This is a genomic window from Streptomyces sp. NPDC051320 (genome assembly GCF_040682175.1).
Classification (GTDB): domain Bacteria; phylum Actinomycetota; class Actinomycetes; order Streptomycetales; family Streptomycetaceae; genus Streptomyces.
The window spans coordinates 83104-102548 of sequence record NZ_JBFBAL010000005.1 but is presented as its reverse complement, the minus strand read 5'-3'; the positions used below and the strand labels follow the sequence as shown (position 1 = coordinate 102548).

The 19445-nt window shown below is 69.8% G+C and carries 20 protein-coding genes; 7 read left to right on the top strand and 13 right to left on the bottom strand.

Features of this window, described 5'->3' with window-relative positions:
* Positions 1 to 62 precede the first annotated feature (62 nt).
* Complete coding sequence (locus AB0M87_RS13210) at positions 63 to 338, top strand: DUF6332 family protein (protein WP_365852079.1); 276 nt, start codon at positions 63 to 65, stop codon at positions 336 to 338.
* On the opposite strand, the gene AB0M87_RS13205 is transcribed toward AB0M87_RS13210, so the two are convergent.
* Genes AB0M87_RS13205 through AB0M87_RS13195 form a run of 3 tightly spaced genes read right to left on the bottom strand, consistent with a single transcriptional unit; the run spans position 299 to position 2992 of the window.
* The gene (locus AB0M87_RS13205) at positions 299 to 964 is read right to left on the bottom strand and encodes a response regulator transcription factor (protein WP_365852077.1); all 666 of its coding nucleotides are present in this window, start codon (positions 962 to 964) and stop codon (positions 299 to 301) included. The two genes, AB0M87_RS13210 and AB0M87_RS13205, sit on opposite strands and share 40 nt — an antisense overlap.
* A complete protein-coding gene (locus tag AB0M87_RS13200; RefSeq protein ID WP_365852075.1) occupies positions 961 to 2238 on the bottom strand; it encodes a sensor histidine kinase in 1278 nt (425 codons plus the stop codon). The genes AB0M87_RS13205 and AB0M87_RS13200 overlap by 4 nt, the downstream gene beginning before the upstream one ends.
* A gap of 58 nt (positions 2239 to 2296) precedes the next feature.
* Entirely contained in the window at positions 2297 to 2992 is a 696-nt protein-coding gene (locus AB0M87_RS13195) for a TetR/AcrR family transcriptional regulator (protein WP_365852073.1), read from the bottom strand.
* Between the two features lie 148 nt (positions 2993 to 3140).
* On the opposite strand from AB0M87_RS13195, the gene AB0M87_RS13190 reads away from it, so the two are divergent.
* A complete protein-coding gene (locus AB0M87_RS13190) occupies positions 3141 to 3590 on the top strand; it encodes a nitroreductase family deazaflavin-dependent oxidoreductase (RefSeq protein ID WP_365852071.1) in 450 nt (149 codons plus the stop codon).
* A gap of 4 nt (positions 3591 to 3594) precedes the next feature.
* Here the strand turns inward: AB0M87_RS13190 and AB0M87_RS13185 are convergent, their stop codons facing one another.
* Positions 3595 to 4938: a geranylgeranyl reductase family protein gene (locus tag AB0M87_RS13185; protein WP_365852069.1), complete on the bottom strand. Its 1344-nt coding sequence runs from the start codon at positions 4936 to 4938 to the stop codon at positions 3595 to 3597.
* 165 nt (positions 4939 to 5103) lie between these two features.
* On the opposite strand from AB0M87_RS13185, the gene AB0M87_RS13180 reads away from it, so the two are divergent.
* Positions 5104 to 6468: a dipeptidase gene (locus AB0M87_RS13180; RefSeq protein ID WP_365852067.1), complete on the top strand. Its 1365-nt coding sequence runs from the start codon at positions 5104 to 5106 to the stop codon at positions 6466 to 6468.
* A gap of 95 nt (positions 6469 to 6563) precedes the next feature.
* On the opposite strand, the gene AB0M87_RS13175 is transcribed toward AB0M87_RS13180, so the two are convergent.
* Positions 6564 to 7601 carry an NUDIX domain-containing protein gene (locus AB0M87_RS13175; protein WP_365852064.1) on the bottom strand — a complete coding sequence of 346 codons (1038 nt, stop codon included), beginning with the start codon at positions 7599 to 7601 and terminating at the stop codon, positions 6564 to 6566.
* A 244-nt stretch (positions 7602 to 7845) separates the two neighbouring features.
* Here AB0M87_RS13175 and AB0M87_RS13170 point away from each other — a divergent pair, with 244 nt between their 5' ends.
* On the top strand, positions 7846 to 8013 hold the full coding sequence (locus AB0M87_RS13170) for a hypothetical protein (RefSeq protein ID WP_365852062.1): 168 nt from the start codon (positions 7846 to 7848) through the stop codon (positions 8011 to 8013).
* A 20-nt stretch (positions 8014 to 8033) separates the two neighbouring features.
* On the opposite strand, the gene AB0M87_RS13165 is transcribed toward AB0M87_RS13170, so the two are convergent.
* The gene (locus AB0M87_RS13165; protein WP_365852060.1) at positions 8034 to 8531 is read right to left on the bottom strand and encodes a hypothetical protein; all 498 of its coding nucleotides are present in this window, start codon (positions 8529 to 8531) and stop codon (positions 8034 to 8036) included.
* A 354-nt stretch (positions 8532 to 8885) separates the two neighbouring features.
* Here AB0M87_RS13165 and AB0M87_RS13160 point away from each other — a divergent pair, with 354 nt between their 5' ends.
* Positions 8886 to 10913 carry an NPCBM/NEW2 domain-containing protein gene (locus AB0M87_RS13160; RefSeq protein ID WP_365852661.1) on the top strand — a complete coding sequence of 676 codons (2028 nt, stop codon included), beginning with the start codon at positions 8886 to 8888 and terminating at the stop codon, positions 10911 to 10913.
* A gap of 2 nt (positions 10914 to 10915) precedes the next feature.
* On the opposite strand, the gene AB0M87_RS13155 is transcribed toward AB0M87_RS13160, so the two are convergent.
* The gene (locus tag AB0M87_RS13155; RefSeq protein WP_365852058.1) at positions 10916 to 11878 is read right to left on the bottom strand and encodes an ROK family protein; all 963 of its coding nucleotides are present in this window, start codon (positions 11876 to 11878) and stop codon (positions 10916 to 10918) included.
* Positions 11879 to 12126: 248 nt separating this feature from the next.
* Here AB0M87_RS13155 and AB0M87_RS13150 point away from each other — a divergent pair, with 248 nt between their 5' ends.
* Entirely contained in the window at positions 12127 to 13104 is a 978-nt protein-coding gene (locus AB0M87_RS13150; RefSeq protein WP_365852659.1) for a LacI family DNA-binding transcriptional regulator, read from the top strand.
* A 73-nt stretch (positions 13105 to 13177) separates the two neighbouring features.
* Here the strand turns inward: AB0M87_RS13150 and AB0M87_RS13145 are convergent, their stop codons facing one another.
* The 5 genes from AB0M87_RS13145 to AB0M87_RS13125 form a co-directional block, all read right to left on the bottom strand.
* Entirely contained in the window at positions 13178 to 14476 is a 1299-nt protein-coding gene (locus AB0M87_RS13145) for an aldolase/citrate lyase family protein (protein WP_365852056.1), read from the bottom strand.
* 175 nt (positions 14477 to 14651) lie between these two features.
* Positions 14652 to 15614 (bottom strand): electron transfer flavoprotein subunit alpha/FixB family protein, encoded by a 963-nt coding sequence (locus tag AB0M87_RS13140; protein ID WP_365852054.1) that lies wholly within the window; start codon positions 15612 to 15614, stop codon positions 14652 to 14654.
* 93 nt (positions 15615 to 15707) lie between these two features.
* Positions 15708 to 16493, bottom strand: coding sequence for an electron transfer flavoprotein subunit beta/FixA family protein (locus AB0M87_RS13135; protein WP_365852052.1), 786 nt, complete (start codon positions 16491 to 16493; stop codon positions 15708 to 15710).
* A gap of 213 nt (positions 16494 to 16706) precedes the next feature.
* Positions 16707 to 17207, bottom strand: coding sequence for a flavin reductase family protein (locus AB0M87_RS13130; RefSeq protein WP_365852050.1), 501 nt, complete (start codon positions 17205 to 17207; stop codon positions 16707 to 16709).
* A 72-nt stretch (positions 17208 to 17279) separates the two neighbouring features.
* Complete coding sequence (locus tag AB0M87_RS13125; RefSeq protein ID WP_365852048.1) at positions 17280 to 17606, bottom strand: thioredoxin family protein; 327 nt, start codon at positions 17604 to 17606, stop codon at positions 17280 to 17282.
* Between the two features lie 372 nt (positions 17607 to 17978).
* On the opposite strand from AB0M87_RS13125, the gene AB0M87_RS13120 reads away from it, so the two are divergent.
* Positions 17979 to 18701 (top strand): lysophospholipid acyltransferase family protein, encoded by a 723-nt coding sequence (locus AB0M87_RS13120; protein WP_365852046.1) that lies wholly within the window; start codon positions 17979 to 17981, stop codon positions 18699 to 18701.
* Positions 18702 to 18783: 82 nt separating this feature from the next.
* On the opposite strand, the gene AB0M87_RS13115 is transcribed toward AB0M87_RS13120, so the two are convergent.
* On the bottom strand, positions 18784 to 19383 hold the full coding sequence (locus AB0M87_RS13115) for a transglutaminase family protein (RefSeq protein WP_365852044.1): 600 nt from the start codon (positions 19381 to 19383) through the stop codon (positions 18784 to 18786).
* Between the last annotated feature and the right edge of the window lie 62 nt (positions 19384 to 19445).

Here is a 19445-nt window from a genome sequence, read left to right as displayed (position 1 = left end):
GACCGTACTGGTTCCCGCGGAAGCTGCTTGCCCGCCGTCGGAAGTCCTGTGACACTCGCCGGATGGGGCGAAGGACGCAGGCGGAGCGGGATGCCATCACCGTGGAGATCGGCTTCGCGTGGGTGAGCGCGGCGTTCGTGGCCGCGGTCACCTTCGGCGGCATCGTCTGCCCCCTGTTCTTCTTCGATCTTCCGAGCAGGACCGCACATCTGCTCGTCGCGGTCGGCGGCGGCCTGGCGGTGATCGTCTTTCTGGCGCGGGTGGTGCTCGTCCTGTGGCGCTTCGGTGGTAGGCCGCCTCAGCAGAGCCAGCCCGGGCGTACCAGGCCGGACTCATAGGCGAGCACCACCAGTTGAGCCCGGTCTCGGGCGCCCAGTTTCACCATGGCACGGCTGACGTGCGTCTTGGCGGTGAGTGGGCTGACGACGAGCCTGCGCGCGATGTCGTCGTTGGAGAGCCCGATGCCGACCAGCGCCATGACCTCTCTTTCACGTTCCGTGAGTTCGCCGAGATCCGCGGCGGCCGTGGGCTCCTTGGAGCGGGCGGCGAACTCGGCGATGAGCCGGCGCGTCACCCCCGGCGACAGCAGAGCGTCGCCTTCCACCACCGCACGTACCGCACGCACCAGTTCCTCCGGCTCGGTGTCCTTGACCAGAAACCCGGAGGCACCGGAGCGGATCGCCTCGAACACGTACTCGTCGAGCTCGAACGTGGTGAGCATGACCACCTTGACCTCATGGAGGTGGCGGTCCTCGGTGATGCGGCGGGTGGCTGCCAGGCCGTCGAGCACCGGCATCCGGATGTCCATCAGCACGACGTCAGGCCGCAGTTGGCGAGCCGAGGACAGCGCCTGTACACCATCCGCGGCTTCTGCCACCACCTCGATGTCGGGCTGGGCACCGAGCAGCGCCCGGAATCCGGCCCTGACCAAGGACTGGTCGTCGGCGAGCAGTACGCGGATCACAGCGACTCCTTCGGGGCGCCGGCCGGTCCGGTGCCCGGTTCACCGGAGAGCGGGATGACGGCTTCGACCCGGAAGCCGCCGCCCGGTCGCGGGCCCGCTTCGATGGTGCCACCGAGCGCCGCCGTCCGCTCTCGCATGCCCACCAGCCCGTTGCCGCTGCCGCCCGCATCGGCTCCGGTGGCGGGCCCGGCGTCGTCGATCCGCAGGACCAGCCGCCGCGGCGGGTAGCCGAGGACAACGCGCGCGGTCCGGGACTCGGAGTGGCGCACCACATTCGTGAGCGCCTCCTGGATGATCCGGAAGGCGGCGAGATCGACACCTGGCGGGAGCGGTACGGGGACGCCCTCCGTCACGGTGTCCACCGTCAGGCCCGCCGACCGTGCTTGCTCGACGAGTTCGGAGAGCCGATCGAGCCCGGGGGCCGGAGCCCTGGGCGCTTCGCCCGGCGCCCGGAGGGTGTCGAGGACCTGGCGCACCTCACCCAGTGCCTCCTTGCTGGCGGCCTTGATGGTGGTCAGTGCGGTACGCGCCTGCTCCGGATCTGCGTCAAGGAGCGCGAGACCCACCCCGGCCTGCACATTGATGACCGAGATGCTGTGGGCGAGCACGTCGTGGAGTTCGCGCGCGATGCGCATCCGTTCCTCGTCGCTGCGCCGTTTCTCGGCCGCCTTCCGTTCGGCGCGCTCCCTGGCCCACTGCTCGCGTCGCACCCGGGCGAGCTCCGAGGCGGCGAGAACCGCCAGCACCCAGGCCGCGACGGCCAGTTCCTGGCTCCAGGACGCCGGGTGATCGCCGGATGGCGGCAGCCAGGGGTAGAGCCAGTGAGCGATCACTACATGTCCGGCCCAGAGCATGCCGATGGCCGACCACGCGGCGTGACGGTGCCCCGCCACGATGGCGGCGAAGCAGCCGACAGCGACGGTGAGGAAGACCGGGCCGTACGGAAATCCGGCGCCCACGTAAACCAGGGTGGAAGCGGCGGTGGCCCAGGCGACGAGGACCGGGTGCCTGAGGCGCAGCAGCAGGAAGGCCTGGCCGAGCAGGAGCAGCGACCGGCCGAAGGCGTCGAGCGGGACACGTTGGCCGAGTTGGCCGTGCTGGGCGAAAGCCGTCCCGCCCAGCACGATCACGGTCAGCACGAGGGTCGAGCGCCAGGGCAGCCGGTCCCTGGACGAAGCCGCCCAGAACGGCTTCCAAGCGTCCGGTCCGCCCTGCGCCCAGGACCGGCCGCCGCGTCTGCGCACTCGCTGCTCGTCCGTGCCGGGCTCGTCCATACAGGCAACGCTAGACCGGCGATGCTCTCCGGGCGTCAGACCGGCGCGGTGACCGCGTCTACTCCCGCCGGAGTAGACCGACGGAGTCGGCGAGCTGCCCTGCGGCCCGTGCGAAGAACGCGTCCCGGTCCTCGACCAACCGGTTGAACTGTCCGAAAATCTCGAAAGAGATGAGGCCGAAGAGCTGCGCCCAGGCGGCTGTGAGTGCCACGGCTACCGGGGGCGGGAGGTCCGGCGCGATGGCGGCGGCGAGCCGCTCTGCCTCGGGGCGCAGCTCACCGGCGATGACGGGGAGGCCCAGACCGTCGGCGCGGTGCGCGTCACGGACGATGGTGATCAGGACCTGACCGGTCCGGGACGCCGGGCCGATGGTCGCCTGAGGTGCGGTGTAGCCGGGCACGGGCGAGCCGTAGATCAGGGCGTACTCATGGGGGTGGCCGATGGCCCAGCGGCGGACCGCGGCGCAGACCGCGGCCCAGCGCGCAGCGGCCCTGACCTGGCCCGCGGCGGCGAGTGCGGATTCGGCGGCCTCTCCGATCGCGTCATAGGCGTCGACGATGAGGGCGGTGAGCAGGTCGTCGCGACTGGGGAAGTAGCGGTAGAGACCGGAGGAGACCATGCCCAGTTCACGGGCCACGGCGCGCAGCGAAAGCTTTGCGGCGCCCTGGTCGGCGAGTTGTCTGCGTGCCTCGTCCTTGATGGCCGCGGTGACTTCGGCGCGGGCTCGTTCCCTGGCTCCTCGGACAGCACTCATGGTGAGCAGTCTGCCAGATAAGCGGAGCACCGACCACGGACGTGAGCGCCATACACAAAAAAGAGCACTGCTCTTGCAATGGTTCACCCCTGCGTGCAGACTGCTCCACAGAGAGAGCAGTGCTCACACTCAGCGAAGAGGCACCCACATGACCACGTACGTCAAGAAGCCTGGCTGGTTCACCGTCCATGTCCTCAACCGTCTCGTCGCCTGGCTGACCCGGCGCGGCGTCAGCGTCTGGGGATCGCGCGTCCTGGCGGTGCGTGGCCGCAAGAGCGGTGAGTGGCGCCGCACCCCGGTCAACGTGCTCACCCTGGACGACGGCCGCTATCTGATCGCCCCTCGCGGCCATGTCCAGTGGACGCACAACATGCGGGCCGCCGGCGGCGGCGAACTCCTCCTCGGCAGGAACACCGAACCCTTCACCGCCACCGAGATCCCCGACGGCGAGAAGCCGGAAATCCTGCGCGCCTACCTCAAGCGGTGGAAGGCCGAGGTAGGCGCCTTCTTCGATGGCGTGGGCCCGGAGTCGAGCACCGAGGAACTGCTCCGGATCGCGCCCAAGCACCCCGTCTTCCGCATCACCGGGACGAGCTGACCGCTCACTCGGCCCCGGTCGCCGCCTTGCCGGTGTCCTGGCCGGAGCCCTCGGCCAGGTCAGCCGCCGCTTCAGTGGCGCCCTCAGCCGTGGCATCCTCGGCCGTGCCCCCCGCCGGACCGCCCTTGCCGAGCTCCTTGCGGTCCATCGCGGTCAGCGCACGCTGGGCCAGCGGATGGGTGCGCACCAGCTCACCCAGCGAGGTCGAGCCACGGGTGATCCCGGCGAAGGCCTTCCAGGCCGGACGGAATCCGGTGATCACCGCGTGCAGCACCATCGGGCGACGCTCGAAGAGCTTGAGCATCCGGCGCCCCACCGCCATCTCCACGCCGAGCCCGGCCTTGATGGCGAACGCGTAGTTCAACGCCTGCCGGCGGGCATCCACCGCGTCGTGCGCCTCGGAGACCCGGACCGCCCACTCACCCGCGAGCCGGCCCGAGCGCAGCGCGAAGGAGATACCCTCACGCGTCCACGGTTCCAGCAGCCCGGCCGCGTCGCCGCAGACCAGCACCCGACCACGGGAGAGCGGCGAGTCCTCGCTGCGACAGCGCGTCAGGTGTCCCGAGGAGATGGACGGTTCGAAACCGGCGAGTCCCTGGCGGGCGATGAAGACCTCGAGATAACGCTTGGTCGCCGCGCCCTCACCTCGGGCCGAGATCACGCCGACCGTGAGGGTATTGCCCTTGGGGAACACCCAGGCGTAACTGCCCGGGATGGGGCCCCAGTCGATGAGCACCCGCCCGGCCCAGTCGTCGGCGACCGTCGGCGGCACCGGGATCTCCGCTTCGAGACCGAGGTCCACCTGGTCCATCTTCACCCCGACATGGGCTCCTATGCGGCCGGCGCTGCCGTCGGCGCCGACGACCGCACGTGCCAGCACCGTCTCGCCACTGGAGAGGACGACCGCGACCGTGCGCCGGTCGGGCACCGCTGAGCCGTGCTGCTCCACCCGGGAGACCGCCACCCCGGTGCGCAGCTCGGCGCCCGCCTTCTGCGCGTGCTCCACCAGTTGCAAGTCGAATTCCGGGCGGTTGATGAGCCCGAAGAGCATCTGCTTGGAGCGACGGGTCCGGGTCAGCTTTCCGTTCATCGAGAACGTCACCGCGTACACCCGGTCGCGCAGCGGCAGTTCGAAGCCGGGCGGCAGGCAGTCGCGCGACGGGCCGATGATGCCGCCCCCGCAGGTCTTGTAACGGGGCAGCTCGGCCTTCTCCAGGAGGAGCACCCGCCGCCCCGTCACCGCCGAGGCGTAGGCCGCCGAGGCCCCGGCCGGGCCCGCGCCGACCACCACCACGTCCCACACCGGCTGGTCATGTTCCGTGCCCGCGTCTGCGTTCTCGCTGCTCACGATGTGCTGCTGCTCCCGATCCGACCGGTGGCCCGTGCTGTCGACGGCATCCTACGGCGCGATGTCGACCGATCACCCTGTGGGAGGATCGGTCAGCCCGAAATCGTACTCAGGCGTACACACACGCACAGGTATTCCAACGTCGCACCCACGAGGAGCGTGCCCATGACCGCGAATCCGATTGCCGAGACCATCGCCTCACTGATGCCCGGCGCCCGCGCGGAGCTGACCGAGCTGGTGGCCTTCCAGTCGGTGGCGGATCCGGCGGTCTTCCCGAAGAGCGAGTGCGAGGGCGCGGCGAACTGGGTCGCCGACGCCCTGCGCACCGAGGGCTTCCAGGACGTCGCCCTTCTGGACACTCCGGACGGCACCCAGTCGGTCTACGGTTTCCTGCCGGGCCCCGTGGGCGCGCCGACCGTACTGCTCTACGCGCATTACGACGTGCAGCCGCCACTGGACGAGTCCGCCTGGCTCTCCCCACCCTTCGAGCTGACCGAGCGCGACGGCCGTTGGTACGGACGGGGCGCCGCGGACTGCAAGGGCGGATTCATCATGCATCTGCTCGCGCTGCGCGCCCTGAAGGCCACCGAAGGCATCCCGGTGTCCGTCAAGGTGATCGCCGAGGGCTCGGAGGAGCAGGGCACGGGCGGTCTGGAACGGTACGCCGAGGCACACCCCGATCTGCTGACGGCGGACGCCGTCGTCATCGGGGACACCGGTAATTTCCGGGTCGGCCTGCCGACCGTCACGGCGACGCTGCGCGGTATGACGATGCTCCGGGTGCAGCTGGACACCCTCGAGGGCAATCTGCACTCCGGCCAGTTCGGCGGGGCCGCTCCCGACGCACTCGCCGCGATGATCCGCCTGCTGGACTCGCTGCGCGCCGAGGACGGTTCGACGACCGTCGACGGTCTGCCCGCCGATGCCGTCTGGGACGGCCTGCAGTACGCGGAGGACGAGTTCCGGCAGGACGCGAGGGTCATCGACGGTGTCGCGCTGATCGGCACCGGAACCGTCGCCGACCGCATCTGGGCGCGCCCGGCCGTCACGGTCATCGGCATCGACTGCCCGCCGGTCGTGGGCGCCACCCCGTCCGTGCAGGCGAGCGCGCGCGCCCAGATCAGCCTGCGGGTACCGCCGGGCGCCGACGCCGACGAGGCGACCAAGCTGCTCACTGCCCACCTGCGGGCGCACACCCCGTGGGGTGCGCGGATCTCGGTGGAACAGATCGGCCAGGGCCAGCCGTTCCGGGCCGACACCGGCAGCCCGGCGTACACCGCGATGGCGGAGGCGATGCGGGTCGCCTACCCCGGCGAGGAGATGCAGGCATCGGGCATGGGCGGCTCGATCCCGCTGTGCAACACGCTGGCGTCGCTCTACCCGGAGGCGGAGATCCTGCTGATCGGGCTCAGCGAGCCGGACGCCCGTATCCACGCGGTCAACGAGAGCGTCTCCCCGGAGGAGCTGGAACGGCTGTCGGTCGCCGAGGCACACTTCCTCGTCAACTACGCACGATCCAAGAAGGCTTGAGCGGCCGAAAGGCTTGATCCACACGTCTCGCCAGGTCCGGCAGGCTCGAGCGGGGGTGTGCCCGGGACGTTCTCCCGGGCACACCGCAGGTCCGGTCAGCCGACCGGGACGCCTGCCTCCAGGTTGAACACGGCCGAGTTCTCGCGGGCGCGCAGCGCCCAGCGCAGCCGTTCGTAACGGTTCGGCGGCAGCAGCTCCGCCGCCTCCCGCTCGCTGACGAAACGCCAGCCACGTAGTTCCGATCCGGGGAGCAGCAGCCGTTCGGTCTCCGCGCTCCCCAGCCGGCCGCCGTCGAAGAGCAGCCGCAGCCCGCCGTAGCCCGGCGGCCGCGGTGGCTCCCAGTCGACCACCAGCAGCCGCGGTACATGGCCGAGTTGTATGCCCGTCTCCTCGGCCACCTCGCGGATGCCCGCGCGCGCCGGCGCCTCGCCGTTCTCCACTATCCCGCCGGGGAACTCCCATCCCGGCTTGTAGGTCGGGTCGACGAGCAGCACCCGGTCGTGCTCGTCGAAGAGCAGCACACCCGCCGCCAGGGTCTCCCCGGTCGGCGCCGGGGTCTGGACGATCTCGCACACCCCGGCCTCCCCGGTCCGCAGCGCGTCGGCGATCCGCTGGGCGGTGCCGGCCGGAGTGAGGCCGCTGTTGTCGACCACATGGGCGTCGGCGGCTAGCCAGCTGAGCGACGCGGTGTACGGCGCGATGTGCTCGTAGGCCCACTGCCGTGCCCGCTCGGTGCCCTCCGGGTCGTCGGGCAGTTCCTCGCGGCCGGCGATCCGCTCCCGCAGGATCGTTTCCTCGGTCGACAGCAGCACATGACAGACCGGAATGCGCCGGGAGGCGAGGCCGCCGAATATCTCATCGCGGTACTCCTGCCTCAGCAGTGTCATCGGCACCACGAGCACCCCGCCCATCTCGGCGAGGAGCGCCGCAGCGGTATCCACCACCATGCGCCGCCAGATCGGCAGGTCCTGGTAGTCGTTCACCTCGGCCAGTCTCTTCTGCGGCAGCAGGAACCGCAGCGTCCCGCCGAGCACTTCGGGGTCGTAGAAGGTGCTGTTCGGGATCAGATCGACCAGTTCTCGCGCGGTACTCGTCTTGCCCGCACTGAACGCACCGTTGACCCAGACGATCACGGTTCCCCCTCTTCGGTAGCCCCCAGTGGCTTGCCCGCAACACCCTGCCACGAAAACCCCATGGGGCGGCATGGCCGCCTGTGCCCCTTCGGGACTCAACTGTGGCGGTCCTGTTTCCGACGGGCTGAACGTGGTCCGTAGGCTCCGAGGCGTTGTTACTCACGAGTCCGTCGTGACGCGATCGTCCGGGACCTCGTTGACAACTCCGTCAGCGGGAAGCCGAGCGGGGCAGGGAGGGTGAACGATGAATCGCCTGGTGGTACGGCAGTTCCCGGCCGGTGGGCCGCGCGGCAGCTGGCCGGCGGAGGAGTACGCGGCGGCGCAGCGGGCCGCCGGAAAGCCGGCCGAGGTCGTGATGGACCTGGAGACGGATGCCTTCCTGGTCGTCCGCCGCGGCGAGAACACGGAGTAGTTCTTGGCCGTCACAGTTACTCAGTGGTCGAAATCCGTACCGAGCTGGGCGTTCGTCGGGTCGGTGCCGAGCGTGCCGGAACCGAAGGTCATCGAACCAGTGGATCTGATTCCGCCGCTCGTGCCCGGCAGCACCCGCACCGAATCGGCACTGGTGTTCTCTCCCGGTGCACCCAGGGCGAGTTCGGCTCGGCCGTCGGAGTCGGCGTCCAGGGGCGATGGCGCACCGCCGAAGAGGTCCTTGGGCTCGGCAACGCCCTCGACACCAGCGCTGTCCTGATGGAAGGCCCGGGAACCGGCGGCGATGGGCCCCGAGGCGCTACCGCGCAATATGATCACCTGTCCCACACCGGACCTGGTCCCGACGGACTCACCGGGCACCCCGGCCGCGATGTCGCCGTAACCGTCGCCGTTGAAGTCGGCCTGCTGCGTGGGGCTTTCGCTCCGCCCGGTGGGGGTGGCGGCTCGAGCTGCGGGCATGGTGACGGCCGCGGACACCACTGCAACTGCGATGGCCACCACGGCTCCGGGGACTCGGGAAGGCACGCGGACTCCGATCTGCTGGCTGCGCGTCTCTCTGACAGCTGTGCGTCTCTCCGACGTATGCCTGTGCCTGCCATGACCGACGACAGCGCGACATGGTTGCGGTGACCGGTGGGCCGGCCTGCGCGCGACCCTCGTCCAAACCAAACACAAACGAACGCACGAGGAGTGAACAGAGCTCACTTCCGGCGCGTTCACCCGCCAGTAAGTCGCCACGAACAACCGTTACCGCGACTCTTCCAACAGACTCCAACACGGTCTAACGTGAGCCCAGTCACTGACGCGTACATGCAGATACCCGACCACGGGCACGCCTGGAGGAACATCACGATGCAGCTTCCGCCCCGTACCGACCGTCGAAGAATCAGCAGTCTGATCGGAGCGGCGGTCACCGCTCTGTTGTGTGTCGGAGGCCTCGCCTCCCCTGCCGCCGCGGACGTCGGCGACAGTTCCCCGACGCCGCAGCTCGGTAACGGACTGGCGCTGACGCCTCCGATGGGATTCAACAACTGGAACTCCACCGGATGCAGCTCCGATTTCAACGAGACCATGGTCAAGGGCATCGCCGACCTCTTCGTCGACAAGGGCCTCAAGACGGCCGGCTACCAGTACGTCAATCTCGACGACTGCTGGGCTCTCTCGCAGCGCGACGCCAACGGGAAACTGGTGCCGGATCCGGTGCGGTTCCCGCACGGCATCAAGGCAGTGGCCGACTATGTCCACGCGAAGGGACTGAAGCTCGGCATCTACACCAGCGCGGGGACCAAGACCTGCAACAGCAAGGGTTTCCCCGGCGCGCTCGGCCACGAGTACAGCGACGCCCAGCAGTTCGCCGACTGGGGCGTCGACTACCTGAAGTACGACAACTGCAACAACCAGGGCGTCGACGCGAAACAGCGCTACACGACGATGCGTGACGCCCTGAAGGCCACCGGACGCCCCATCGTCTACAGCATCTGCGAGTGGGGTTCCAACAAGCCGTGGGAGTGGGCCGGCGATGTCGGCAACCTGTGGCGCACGACCGGCGACATCAGCGACAACTGGAGCTCGATGCTGTCGATCCTCAAGCAGAACCTGCCGCTCGCCGCGGCGGCCGGCCCGGGGCACTGGAACGACCCGGACATGCTGGAGGTCGGCAACGGCGGAATGACCGACACGGAGTACCGCACCCACTTCTCCATGTGGTCGATCATGGCCTCTCCGCTGCTCATCGGCTCCGATCTGCGCAAGGCATCGGCAGCGACCTACGACATCGTGACCAATGACGAGGTCATCGCGGTGGACCAGGACCCGCTCGGCAAGCAGGGCACCGTGCTGTCCTCGGACGGCGGCCGGTGGGTGGTCGTCAAGGAGATGACCGACGGCAGCCGCGCCGTGGCTCTCTTCAACGAGACGGACAGCCCGCAGCACATCTCGACCACGGCGGCCGCGGTCGGCCTGCCCGAGGCTCCCGCGTACAGCGAGCGCGACCTCTGGCAGCACCGGACGTACAACACCGCAGGTTCTCTCTCGGCCACTGTCCCGGCGCACGGCACCGTACTGCTGCGGGTCTCCGCGGACCAGAAGTGGGCCACCCACCCGTCCGCCGTCGACGTCGGGGTCGACGGCTCGCTGCTGGTCGAGGCGGGCAAAGCCGCCCCGCTGACCACCACGGTCACCAATCTGGGCCGCACGCCGGCGCTGCGGGCCGGCAACGCGCTGACCGGCCCGGCGGGCTGGCAGGTGAAGGCGGTGTCGGGCACGTCGGCGCCCGCGGTGCCGACCGGAGAGTCGCTCCGGACCTCGTGGCAGGTGACGCCGCCCGCGGGCACCGCCACCGGGGCGTACGACCTGACGCTGACCGCGACCTACCGCTCGGCCACCGGCGAGCGTCTGCGGGCCGTGCTGCCGCTCACCACTCATGTGGTGGTCGCACCACCCGCCGGACGGTCCTCGCTCAGCGATCTGCCGATGCTCTCGGCCTCCAACGGCTGGGGTCCGGTCGAGAAGGACACCAGCAACGGCGAGGCGCAGGCCGGTGACGGCCATCCCCTCACCATCGGCGGCACGGTGTACACCAAGGGCCTCGGAGTGCACGCCTCGAGCGCCGTCGAGTACTACACCGGCGGCGCCTGTTCAGCGGTGACCGCCCAGGTGGGCGTGGACGACGAGAAGGGGACCAACGGCACGGTGACCTTCGAGATCTGGGCCGACGGCAAGAAGGTGACATCGACCGGTGTGCTGACCAACGCCATGCCCGCTCAGCCGATCAAGGCTGACGTGAACGGGGCGCAGACGGTGCGTCTGGTGGTCACCGACGGCGGGGACGGGGTCGACTCCGACCACGCCGACTGGGCGGACGCCACCCTCAGCTGTTGAGCTCAGCTGCTGACCGGCACCGCCGCCTCGTCCGGTTCGCCGAGCGAGGCGGCGGCGGCCGCCGCCCCGACCAGTCCCGCGTCGTTGCCCATCAGCGCAGGAGCGACTGTCAGGTGCTGGATGAACGACAGCGTGGCGTAGTCCTTCAAGGCGCGGCGCAGCGGGGCGAACAGCACCTCGCCGGCACCCGCCACTCCCCCACCGATCACCGCGATGTCGATCTCGACGAGTGTCGCGGTGGCCGCGATCCCCGCGGCCAGCGCTTGCGCCGCGCGCTCGTACGAGCCGATGGCGACCGGATCCCCGGCAGCGGCCGCAAGGGCCACGGCCGCCGCGCCGGCGTCACCGTCCGGGCCGGGCCGCCAGCCGTTCTGCAGGGCCCTGCGCGCGATGTTCGGCCCGCTCGCGATCCGCTCGACGCAGCCGCGCGAGCCGCACGGGCAGGGGTCACCGTCCAGGTCCACGCTGATGTGGCCGATGTGGCCGGCGTTGCCGGACGGCCCCGGGTGCAGCCGTCCGGCCAGCACCAGGCCGCCCCCGACCCCGGTGGAGACGACCATGCAGAGCGCGTTGCGATAGCCGCGGGCCGCGCCCTGCCAGTGCTCGGCCGCGGTCATGGCGACGCCGTCGCCGACCAGCGTCACCGGCAGCCCGCCGGTGGCTGCGCGCACCTTCTCGACCAGCGGATAGTCCCGCCAGCCGGGCACGTTGACCGGGCTGACGGTGCCCGCCGAAGCGTCGACCGGGCCGGCGCTGCCGATCCCGACAGCCGTCGCCCGCTCCCAGTGCGGGTCGGTGGCGAGTTCGGCCAGCACGGCCGTGACAGCGCCCATCACCGTGTCGCCGCTTTCCCGGGCGGGCGTCGGATGCTGTGTGCGTACGACGATCCGTCCCCTGCCGTCCACCAACGCGCCGGCGATCTTGGTGCCGCCGATGTCGAGCGCGGCTACGAGGTGGTTGTGCATGGGCGTCGGGTCTCCAGGTGGCAGGGCAATGCAGGCAGTCATGCGGATGGTGACGCTAAGGGGCCGAACGGAGGGCGGGGCAGCAGGTCGTCGGTAGTGTAGTGACCAGTCTCCATTCACCTGACAACGTTGTCCAGGCCCTATGCTCGACGCCACAGCTCTTGCCGCACCATCCGCCGACGACAGGACAGCGCACCGTGGCCCATACTGCCAGCCGCCCCGAGCCCCGCTACGGCAATCGGCCGACGATGAAGGACGTCGCCTCGCGTGCCGGAGTCGGCCTCAAGACCGTCTCGAGGGTGGTCAACGGCGAGTCCGGCGTCACGCCCGACACCGAACGCCGGGTGCAGGAAGCCATCGAGGCCCTGGGGTTCCGCCGCAACGACAGTGCGCGGGTCCTGCGCAAGGGCCGCACCGCCAGCATCGGTCTGGTCCTCGAGGACCTTGCCGACCCTTTCTACGGGCCGCTGAACCGGGCGATCGAGGAGGTGGCAAGGGCCCATGGCGCGCTGCTCATCAACGGTTCCAGCGCCGAGGACCCGGAGCGCGAACAGGAGTTGGTCCTTGCGCTGTGCGCCCGGCGGGTGGACGGCCTGATCGTGATTCCGGCCGGCGACGACCACCGTTATCTGGAGCCGGAGATCGCCGCGGGCGTCGCCACCGTCTTCGTGGACCGGCCGGCCGGAAAGATCGCAGCCGACACGGTCCTCTCCGACAGCTTCGGCGGAGCCCGCGACGGCGTCGCCCATCTCATCGCACAGGGACACCGACGTATCGGGTTCATCGGCGACCAGCCGCGTATCCACACCGCCACCGAGCGTCTGCGCGGTTACCACGCGGCGATGACGGACGCCGGCCTCACCGTCGACGACTCCTGGGTCTCGCTCGGCGTCACCGAACCGGGCCGGGTCCGAGCGGCCGCCGGGACGCTGCTTGATGCCCCGGAGCCGGTCACCGCTCTCTTCGCGGGGAACAACCGGGTGACGGTGACGACGGTGCGGGTCCTCGCCGGGCGGGAGCGGCCGGTCGCCCTGGTCGGTTTCGACGACATCGAACTCGCTGATCTGCTGGGCATCACGGTGATCGCCCAGGACGCGGCCGCACTGGGCCGTACGGCGGCCGAGACGCTGTTCCGCCGTCTGGAGGGGTCGAACGTCGCGCCGTCGCAGAAGATACTGCCGACCCGGCTGATCGCCCGCGGCTCGGGCGAGATCCCGCCGGCCTGACAACAGACGCTACTGCCCCCACGCACCGTACGGGGGCAGCAGCGCGCGGTCAGCGGCGCACGGAGTTACCGGTTCACGGAGCGGTCACCGTCAGAGCGGCCCGGCGCGGACTGGAGAAGCCCTCCAGGTCCGCCCGGGTCAGTCCGGTGAGGCCGGCGACCTCCGCGGTGTCCAGGGCGCCGCAGTCCAGACCGCGCAGCAGATAGCCGCTGAGTGCCTTCGCGGTGGCGGGTTCGTCCATGACGTCGCCGCCGGCCTTGGCGACGTACGCGGCAAGACGGGCGGCGGCCTGCTCGAGGCCCTCCCGGTAGAACGTGTAGACGGCGGCGTAACGGGTCGGCAGGTGGCCCGGATGCATGTCCCAGCCCTGGTAGTAGGCCCGGGCCAGAGCACGACGGGTCAGCCCGTAGTGCAGCCGCCAGGCCTCGTGGACGTGCTCGGCGGAGCCGATCGGCAGGACGTTGGTCGAACCGTCGCAGACGCGCACGCCGGTACCGGCGGCGGCGACCTGCATGACGGCCTTGGCGTGGTCGGCCGCCGGGTGGTCGCTCGCCTGGTAGGCGGCGCTGACGCCGACGCAGGCGCTGTAGTCGAAGGTCCCGTAGTGCAGACCGGTGGCCCGGCCATCCGCGGCGTCGATCATGCGGGCGACGGCGGCCGTGCCGTCGGCGGCGAGGATGGACTGGCTGGTCTCGATCTGGATCTCGAATCCGATCCGCCCGGCGGGCAGCCCGTGCGCCTTCTCGAAAGCCTCCAGCAGCCGCACGAACGCGGTGACCTGTTCGGGATAGGTGACCTTGGGGAGGGTGAGTACCAGGCCGTCCGGCAGGCCGCCCGACCGCATCAGGCCGGTGAGGAAGATGTCGGTGGTCCGGATGCCCCGGTCGCGGACCGCGGCTTCCATACATTTCATCCTGATGCCCATGTAAGGAGCCGCCGTCCCGTCCCGGAACGCATCGGCGACCAACCGGGCGGCGCGGGCGGCCGCCTCGTCCTCCTCGGCGTCGGGGCGCGGGCCGTATCCATCCTCGAAGTCGATGCGCAGATCCTCTACGGGCTCCCGTTCCAGCTTGGCCCGGACCCGGTCGTACACCGGACCGGCGAGGTCGCTGCCAATGCCGAGCACAGCGGCGAACGAAGCGGCGTCCGGGGCGTGTTCGTCGAGCGACCCCAGGGTCTGCTCACCCCAGGACCGGATGGTGTCGGCGGTGAAGGCGTCGCCGGGTACGTACACGGTGTGAACGGGCTGGCGGGTGCCGGGATCTCCCGGGTAGCGGCGTGTGAGCTCCTCGTCGACGGCGACGAGCGAAGTGCTGATGTCCTCGCTGATCGCGCCCGTGAGGCTCGTTGCCACCTTCTCCTGCTGACCCATCCTTCACCCTCCTGTTTTCCGTTGTGCGGAATCAACAATCCGTATAGTGAAGTTAATCGGCACCGTGGATCTGCGTCAATGGTTGCCCGAAACGGCCCGGGGCCGCGCGGCGACGTTCACCGCGCGGCCCCGGCCGTGCTGAGCGGTACCGCGGCGGCGGTACCGGAGATGCAGGTCAGCCCTTACGGGAGGTGACTTCCTCGGTCAGCTGCGGGACGACCTGGAAGAGGTCACCGACCACGCCGTAGTCGACCAGGTCGAAGATCGGGGCCTCGGAGTCCTTGTTGACGGCCACGATGGTCTTCGAGGTCTGCATACCGGCGCGGTGCTGGATGGCGCCGGAGATGCCGTTGGCGATGTACAGCTGCGGCGAGACCGACTTGCCGGTCTGGCCGACCTGGTTGGAGTGCGGGTACCAGCCCGCGTCGACGGCGGCACGCGAGGCGCCGACAGCGGCGCCGAGCGAGTCGGCGAGCGCCTCGATGAGGTGGAAGTTCTCGGCGCCGTTGACGCCGCGGCCGCCGGAGACCACGATCGCGGCCTCGGTCAGCTCGGGGCGACCACTCGACTCGCGGGGGGTACGCGAGACGACCTTGGTACCGGTGGCGTGCTCACCGAAGGAGACCGCCAGCGCCTCGACGGTGCCCGCGGCCGGAGCGGCCTCCACGGGGGCCGAGTTGGGCTTCACCGTGATGACCGGGGTACCCCGGGACACCCGGGACTTGGTGGTGAAGGAAGCGGCGAACGCCGACTGGGTGGCCACCGGGCCGTCCTCGCCGGCCTCCAGGTCAGTGGCGTCGGTGATGATGCCGGAGCCGATGCGCAGCGCCAGGCGGGCCGCGATCTCCTTGCCCTCGGCGGAGGTCGGGACGAGTACCGCAGCCGGGGAGACTGCCTCGTACGCGGCCTGGAGCGCGTCGACCTTCGGAACGACGAGGTAGTCGCCGAACTCGGGGGCGTCAGCGGTGAGCACCTTGACCGCGCCGTGCTCGGCGAGGGTGGCGGCGGTGGCCTCGGCGCCGGAGCCCAGCGCGACGGCGACCGGGTCACCGAGGCGGCGGGCCAGGGTTAGCAGCTCCAGGGTGGGCTTGCGGACGGCACCGTCGACGTGGTCGACATAGACGAGAACTTCAGCCATGGGAATGGTCTCCTGCGCATGCGAAGAATCTGGGGGGAAGGGTGATGGGACCGGCTCGGCGAGCCTCGGCAAAACCGCCGGCTCACAGCTGCGTCAGATGAACTTCTGCTCCGCCAGGAAGGCCGCGAGCTGCTTGCCGCCCTCACCATCGTCCTTGACGATCGTGCCGGCCGTACGGGGCGGGCGCTGCGCCGCGGAGTCGACCTTGGTCCAGGCGCCCTCGAGGCCGACTGCTTCGGCGTCGAGGTCCAGGTCCTCCAGGTCCAGGGACTCCACCGGCTTCTTCTTGGCGGCCATGATGCCCTTGAAGGACGGGTAGCGGGCCTCGCCCGACTGGTCCGTCACGGACACGACGGCCGGCAGGGAGGCCTCGAGCTGCTCGCTCGCGGCGTCGCCGTCCCGGCGGCCCTTCACCGTGCCACCCTCGACGCTGATCTCGGAGAGCAGCGTGACCTGCGGGACGCCGAGCCGCTCGGCCAGCAGCGCCGGGACCACACCCGAGGTGCCGTCGGTCGACGCCATACCGCAGACGACGAGGTCGTAGCCGGTCTTCTCGATGGCCTTGGCGAGTACCAGCGAGGTGCCGATGATGTCGGTGCCGTGCAGATCGTCGTCCTCGACGTGGACGGCCTTGTCGGCGCCCATCGAAAGCGCCTTGCGCAGCGCGTCCTTGGCGTCCTCGGGGCCGACGGTGAGCACGGTGATCTCGGCGTCGTCGGCCTCACCGGCGATCTGGAGCGCCTGCTCCACCGCGTACTCGTCCAGCTCCGACAGCAGACCGTCGACATCGTCACGGTCCAGCGTCAGGTCATCGGCGAAGTGCCGGTCGCCGGTGGCGTCGGGCACGTACTTCACACAGACAACGATCCTCAAGCTCACGCCGGCTCTCCTACTGCATCGTCTTTTCCGGGCTGCCTTGTTGCTCGCAGCATAGGCGCCCGATGGGGCGATTTCCGGTCGGGGCTCCCGACGACCCCACCAAAATATTACTCACCAGTACATCCAGAATGTACCCAGTAAGCAAGCGCTTTGAACTGTGACCTGAACAACGTGGAGCAGCTGGGATTCAGCCCTTCCAGGCGTGCCCTTCGGTCAGTCCCGCAGCGTGTTGAAGCGTCCCTGGTGATAGAGCAACGGGCGGCCCGACCCCGTGGGATCGCCGGTGACCGCCTGGGCGATGACGATGCGGTGGTCGCCCGCGGGAATCCGGGCCGACACCCGGCAGACCAGCCAGGCCAGTACGCCGTCCAGCAGCGGCACTCCTTCGGGTCCGCTGCGCCAGCCGGTGGGCGCAGCGAAGCGGTCGGCGCCGCTGCGTGCGAAGGTGGCAGCCAGTTCCTGCTGGTGTTCCCCGAGTATGTGCACGCCGACGTGCTCCGCCTCCGCGATGACCGGCCAGCTCGAGGAGCCCGTTCCCACCCCGAAAGAGATCAGCGGCGGTTCGGCTGCGACGGAGTTCAGTGAGGTGGCGGTGAAACCGACGGGGCGCTCGCCGGCGGCGGTGATCACCGCGACACCTGCCGCATGCTGCCGGAAGACCGAGCGGAGCAGTTCGGGGGTGGCAAGCCGGTCGGTGCCGAGAAGCTGCGACATAGCGTCAGATTGACGATTCGAAGGGTGCCCAGTCAAGCGGGCTCCGGTAGGTGCGAGATCTGTCACGGCGGGTCAGACCGCTTCGCCCAGTGCGGCGATCACGTCGGCTCTGCGCGGTTGACCCGATGCCCGCCGGACGATCCGGCCGGTCGCGTCGAGCACCAGGACGGTGGGCGTCTTCATGACGTTCAGCTCCCGTACCAGCCCGAGCCGTGCCTCGGCATCGATCTCCACATGGGCTACGCCCTCCACCATGCCCGCCACTTCGGTCAGGGTGCGCCGGGTGGCCCAGCAGGGCCGGCAGAAAGCACTGGAGAACTGGACCAACGTCGCCCGCTCCCCCAGCCGCTCGCCCAATTCGGCGGCACTCAGCCGCCTTTCGCCCTCATTGCCACGCACGTTCGCCCTTCCGTCGCTCCACCGGCAAGCCGGCCCGGGCCCCCGTGCCGCCGGGTTTCGCCGCGGGTATGGCCGCGCACACGGAGAGTCCGCTCGTCGCCTCATTGCAGCACGCACCGAGCCGCGGGCATTCCCCCGGCCGGGCACCGGAAGGCCGGATTCGACCATCGTGAGGCCCGAGCTCCGGGCGCAGCCGCTGCTCCAGCAGGGTGGACCGGTGTGCGGCGACGTGATGAGAATCTCCCGGATCCGCGCGGCCAGAGCTGGCTACTCTTGTCGCTATGGGGCACGATCTGCCCCATGCCGAAAAAACCTACGGCAGCGTAACTTCCCCCCGGGGACACCTCCCCGGGCACAGAAGGGCCTCTCCAGATGGCAGAACTCGTTTATCGACCGGTCATCGGCGCCGCTCGCGGGATGTTCAGGGCGCTCGACCTGAAGATCGATACTCAGGGTTCGGAGAACATCCCACGCTCCGGCGGGGCGGTCCTCGTCAGCAATCACATCGGCTACCTGGACTTCATCTTCGACGGCCTCGCCGCGCTTCCGCAGAAGCGTCTGGTGCGCTTCATGGCGAAGGAGTCGGTCTTCCGGCACAAGATCTCCGGGCCGCTGATGCGCGGGATGAAGCACATCCCGGTGGACCGCAAGAAAGGCGAGAGTGCCTACCGGCACGCGCTGACCGCGCTGCGCTCGGGCGAGATCATCGGCGTGTTCCCCGAAGCCACCATCTCGGAGTCGTTCACGCTCAAGAGCTTCAAGTCGGGCGCGGCCCGCCTGGCCCAGGACGCCGGCGTCCCGCTGATCCCCATGGCGCTGTGGGGAACCCAGAGGCTGTGGACCAAGGGCCGGCCGCGCAACCTCAAGCGCAGCCACATCCCGGTCACGATCCGGGTCGGCGAGCCGATGGAGGCCCCCACCGACGAGTACGCGGGCGCCATCACCCGCCGGCTGCGTGAGCGCGTGCAGGAGCTGCTGGAGGCCGCTCAGCGCGCCTATCCGGTACGCCCGAAGACCGCCACGGACACCTGGTGGGTCCCCGCCCACCTGGGAGGCACCGCACCGACGGCGGCCCAGGTGCGCGAGGTCCGCTGAGTTCAGCCGAAACGTCTCTCCTGGCATCTGTGCAGGCGCTCCCGCTGCACTCGCCGGCGTCCACCGACCCATCGTGCCGCCGTCAGAGACCAGTGGGGAGGATGCGCCCCAGATGCGTGGCGTCGACCGCAGCGCGCAGGGTGTTCAGCACGACCGGGTGCGGCGCGGCGAAGAGCACCGGGTAGTCCGCCTCGCCCAGTTCCGGACGCACGCGCCACGCCAGGCGCTCGTCCGCCAGGGAGAACTCCGCGTTGATGGCTGGCTTGTTGCCTCTCGCGTCCTGCCGGGACCAGGTGTCCCGTCCGGGCAGTTTCACCGCCACCAGACCGTGGATCACCTGCCTCGATCCGTCGTGCTCCCCGAGCCGTTGGTAGCAGAGGGCGGTGGGGATGGATCCGGCGCGCAGCAGTGCCGCCAGCGCATGGGACTTCGCATAGCAGATGCCGTTGCCCTGTTCGATCACGTCGGAAGCGCGCCACGGGACCCGGGGATCCCCCGAGTCGAAGGAGTGGGGAATAGCGTCCCGGACGAACTCATACGCGGTCCTGGCGTATGCATATGCGTCCGGGGCCCCCTCACTCAGCCGCTCCGCCGTCTCTCGCACGAGCGGATGCTCATGGTCGATGGCGGCATCGGCCGCCAAATAGGCAGAGGAATCGGGTACTTCTTGGAGTAGTTCCATGGCCTGAGCCTATGATCAAGAACCACTCAGCCACAAAATCTTTTCCCACTCAGCCGCATAGA

Bases quoted from the DNA above. Each gene is read 5' to 3' on its own strand.
- AB0M87_RS13210 (WP_365852079.1), top strand. From the start codon at position 63: ATGGGGCGAAGGACGCAGGCGGAGCGGGATGCCATCACCGTGGAGATC.
- AB0M87_RS13200 (WP_365852075.1), bottom strand. From the start codon at position 2,238: ATGGACGAGCCCGGCACGGACGAGCAGCGAGTGCGCAGACGCGGCGGC.
- AB0M87_RS13195 (WP_365852073.1), bottom strand. From the start codon at position 2,992: ATGAGTGCTGTCCGAGGAGCCAGGGAACGAGCCCGCGCCGAAGTCACC.
- AB0M87_RS13190 (WP_365852071.1), top strand. From the start codon at position 3,141: ATGACCACGTACGTCAAGAAGCCTGGCTGGTTCACCGTCCATGTCCTC.
- AB0M87_RS13180 (WP_365852067.1), top strand. From the start codon at position 5,104: ATGACCGCGAATCCGATTGCCGAGACCATCGCCTCACTGATGCCCGGC.
- AB0M87_RS13170 (WP_365852062.1), top strand. From the start codon at position 7,846: ATGAATCGCCTGGTGGTACGGCAGTTCCCGGCCGGTGGGCCGCGCGGC.
- AB0M87_RS13160 (WP_365852661.1), top strand. From the start codon at position 8,886: ATGCAGCTTCCGCCCCGTACCGACCGTCGAAGAATCAGCAGTCTGATC.
- AB0M87_RS13155 (WP_365852058.1), bottom strand. From the start codon at position 11,878: ATGCACAACCACCTCGTAGCCGCGCTCGACATCGGCGGCACCAAGATC.
- AB0M87_RS13150 (WP_365852659.1), top strand. From the start codon at position 12,127: ATGAAGGACGTCGCCTCGCGTGCCGGAGTCGGCCTCAAGACCGTCTCG.
- AB0M87_RS13145 (WP_365852056.1), bottom strand. From the start codon at position 14,476: ATGGGTCAGCAGGAGAAGGTGGCAACGAGCCTCACGGGCGCGATCAGC.
- AB0M87_RS13140 (WP_365852054.1), bottom strand. From the start codon at position 15,614: ATGGCTGAAGTTCTCGTCTATGTCGACCACGTCGACGGTGCCGTCCGC.
- AB0M87_RS13130 (WP_365852050.1), bottom strand. From the start codon at position 17,207: ATGTCGCAGCTTCTCGGCACCGACCGGCTTGCCACCCCCGAACTGCTC.
- AB0M87_RS13120 (WP_365852046.1), top strand. From the start codon at position 17,979: ATGGCAGAACTCGTTTATCGACCGGTCATCGGCGCCGCTCGCGGGATG.
- AB0M87_RS13115 (WP_365852044.1), bottom strand. From the start codon at position 19,383: ATGGAACTACTCCAAGAAGTACCCGATTCCTCTGCCTATTTGGCGGCC.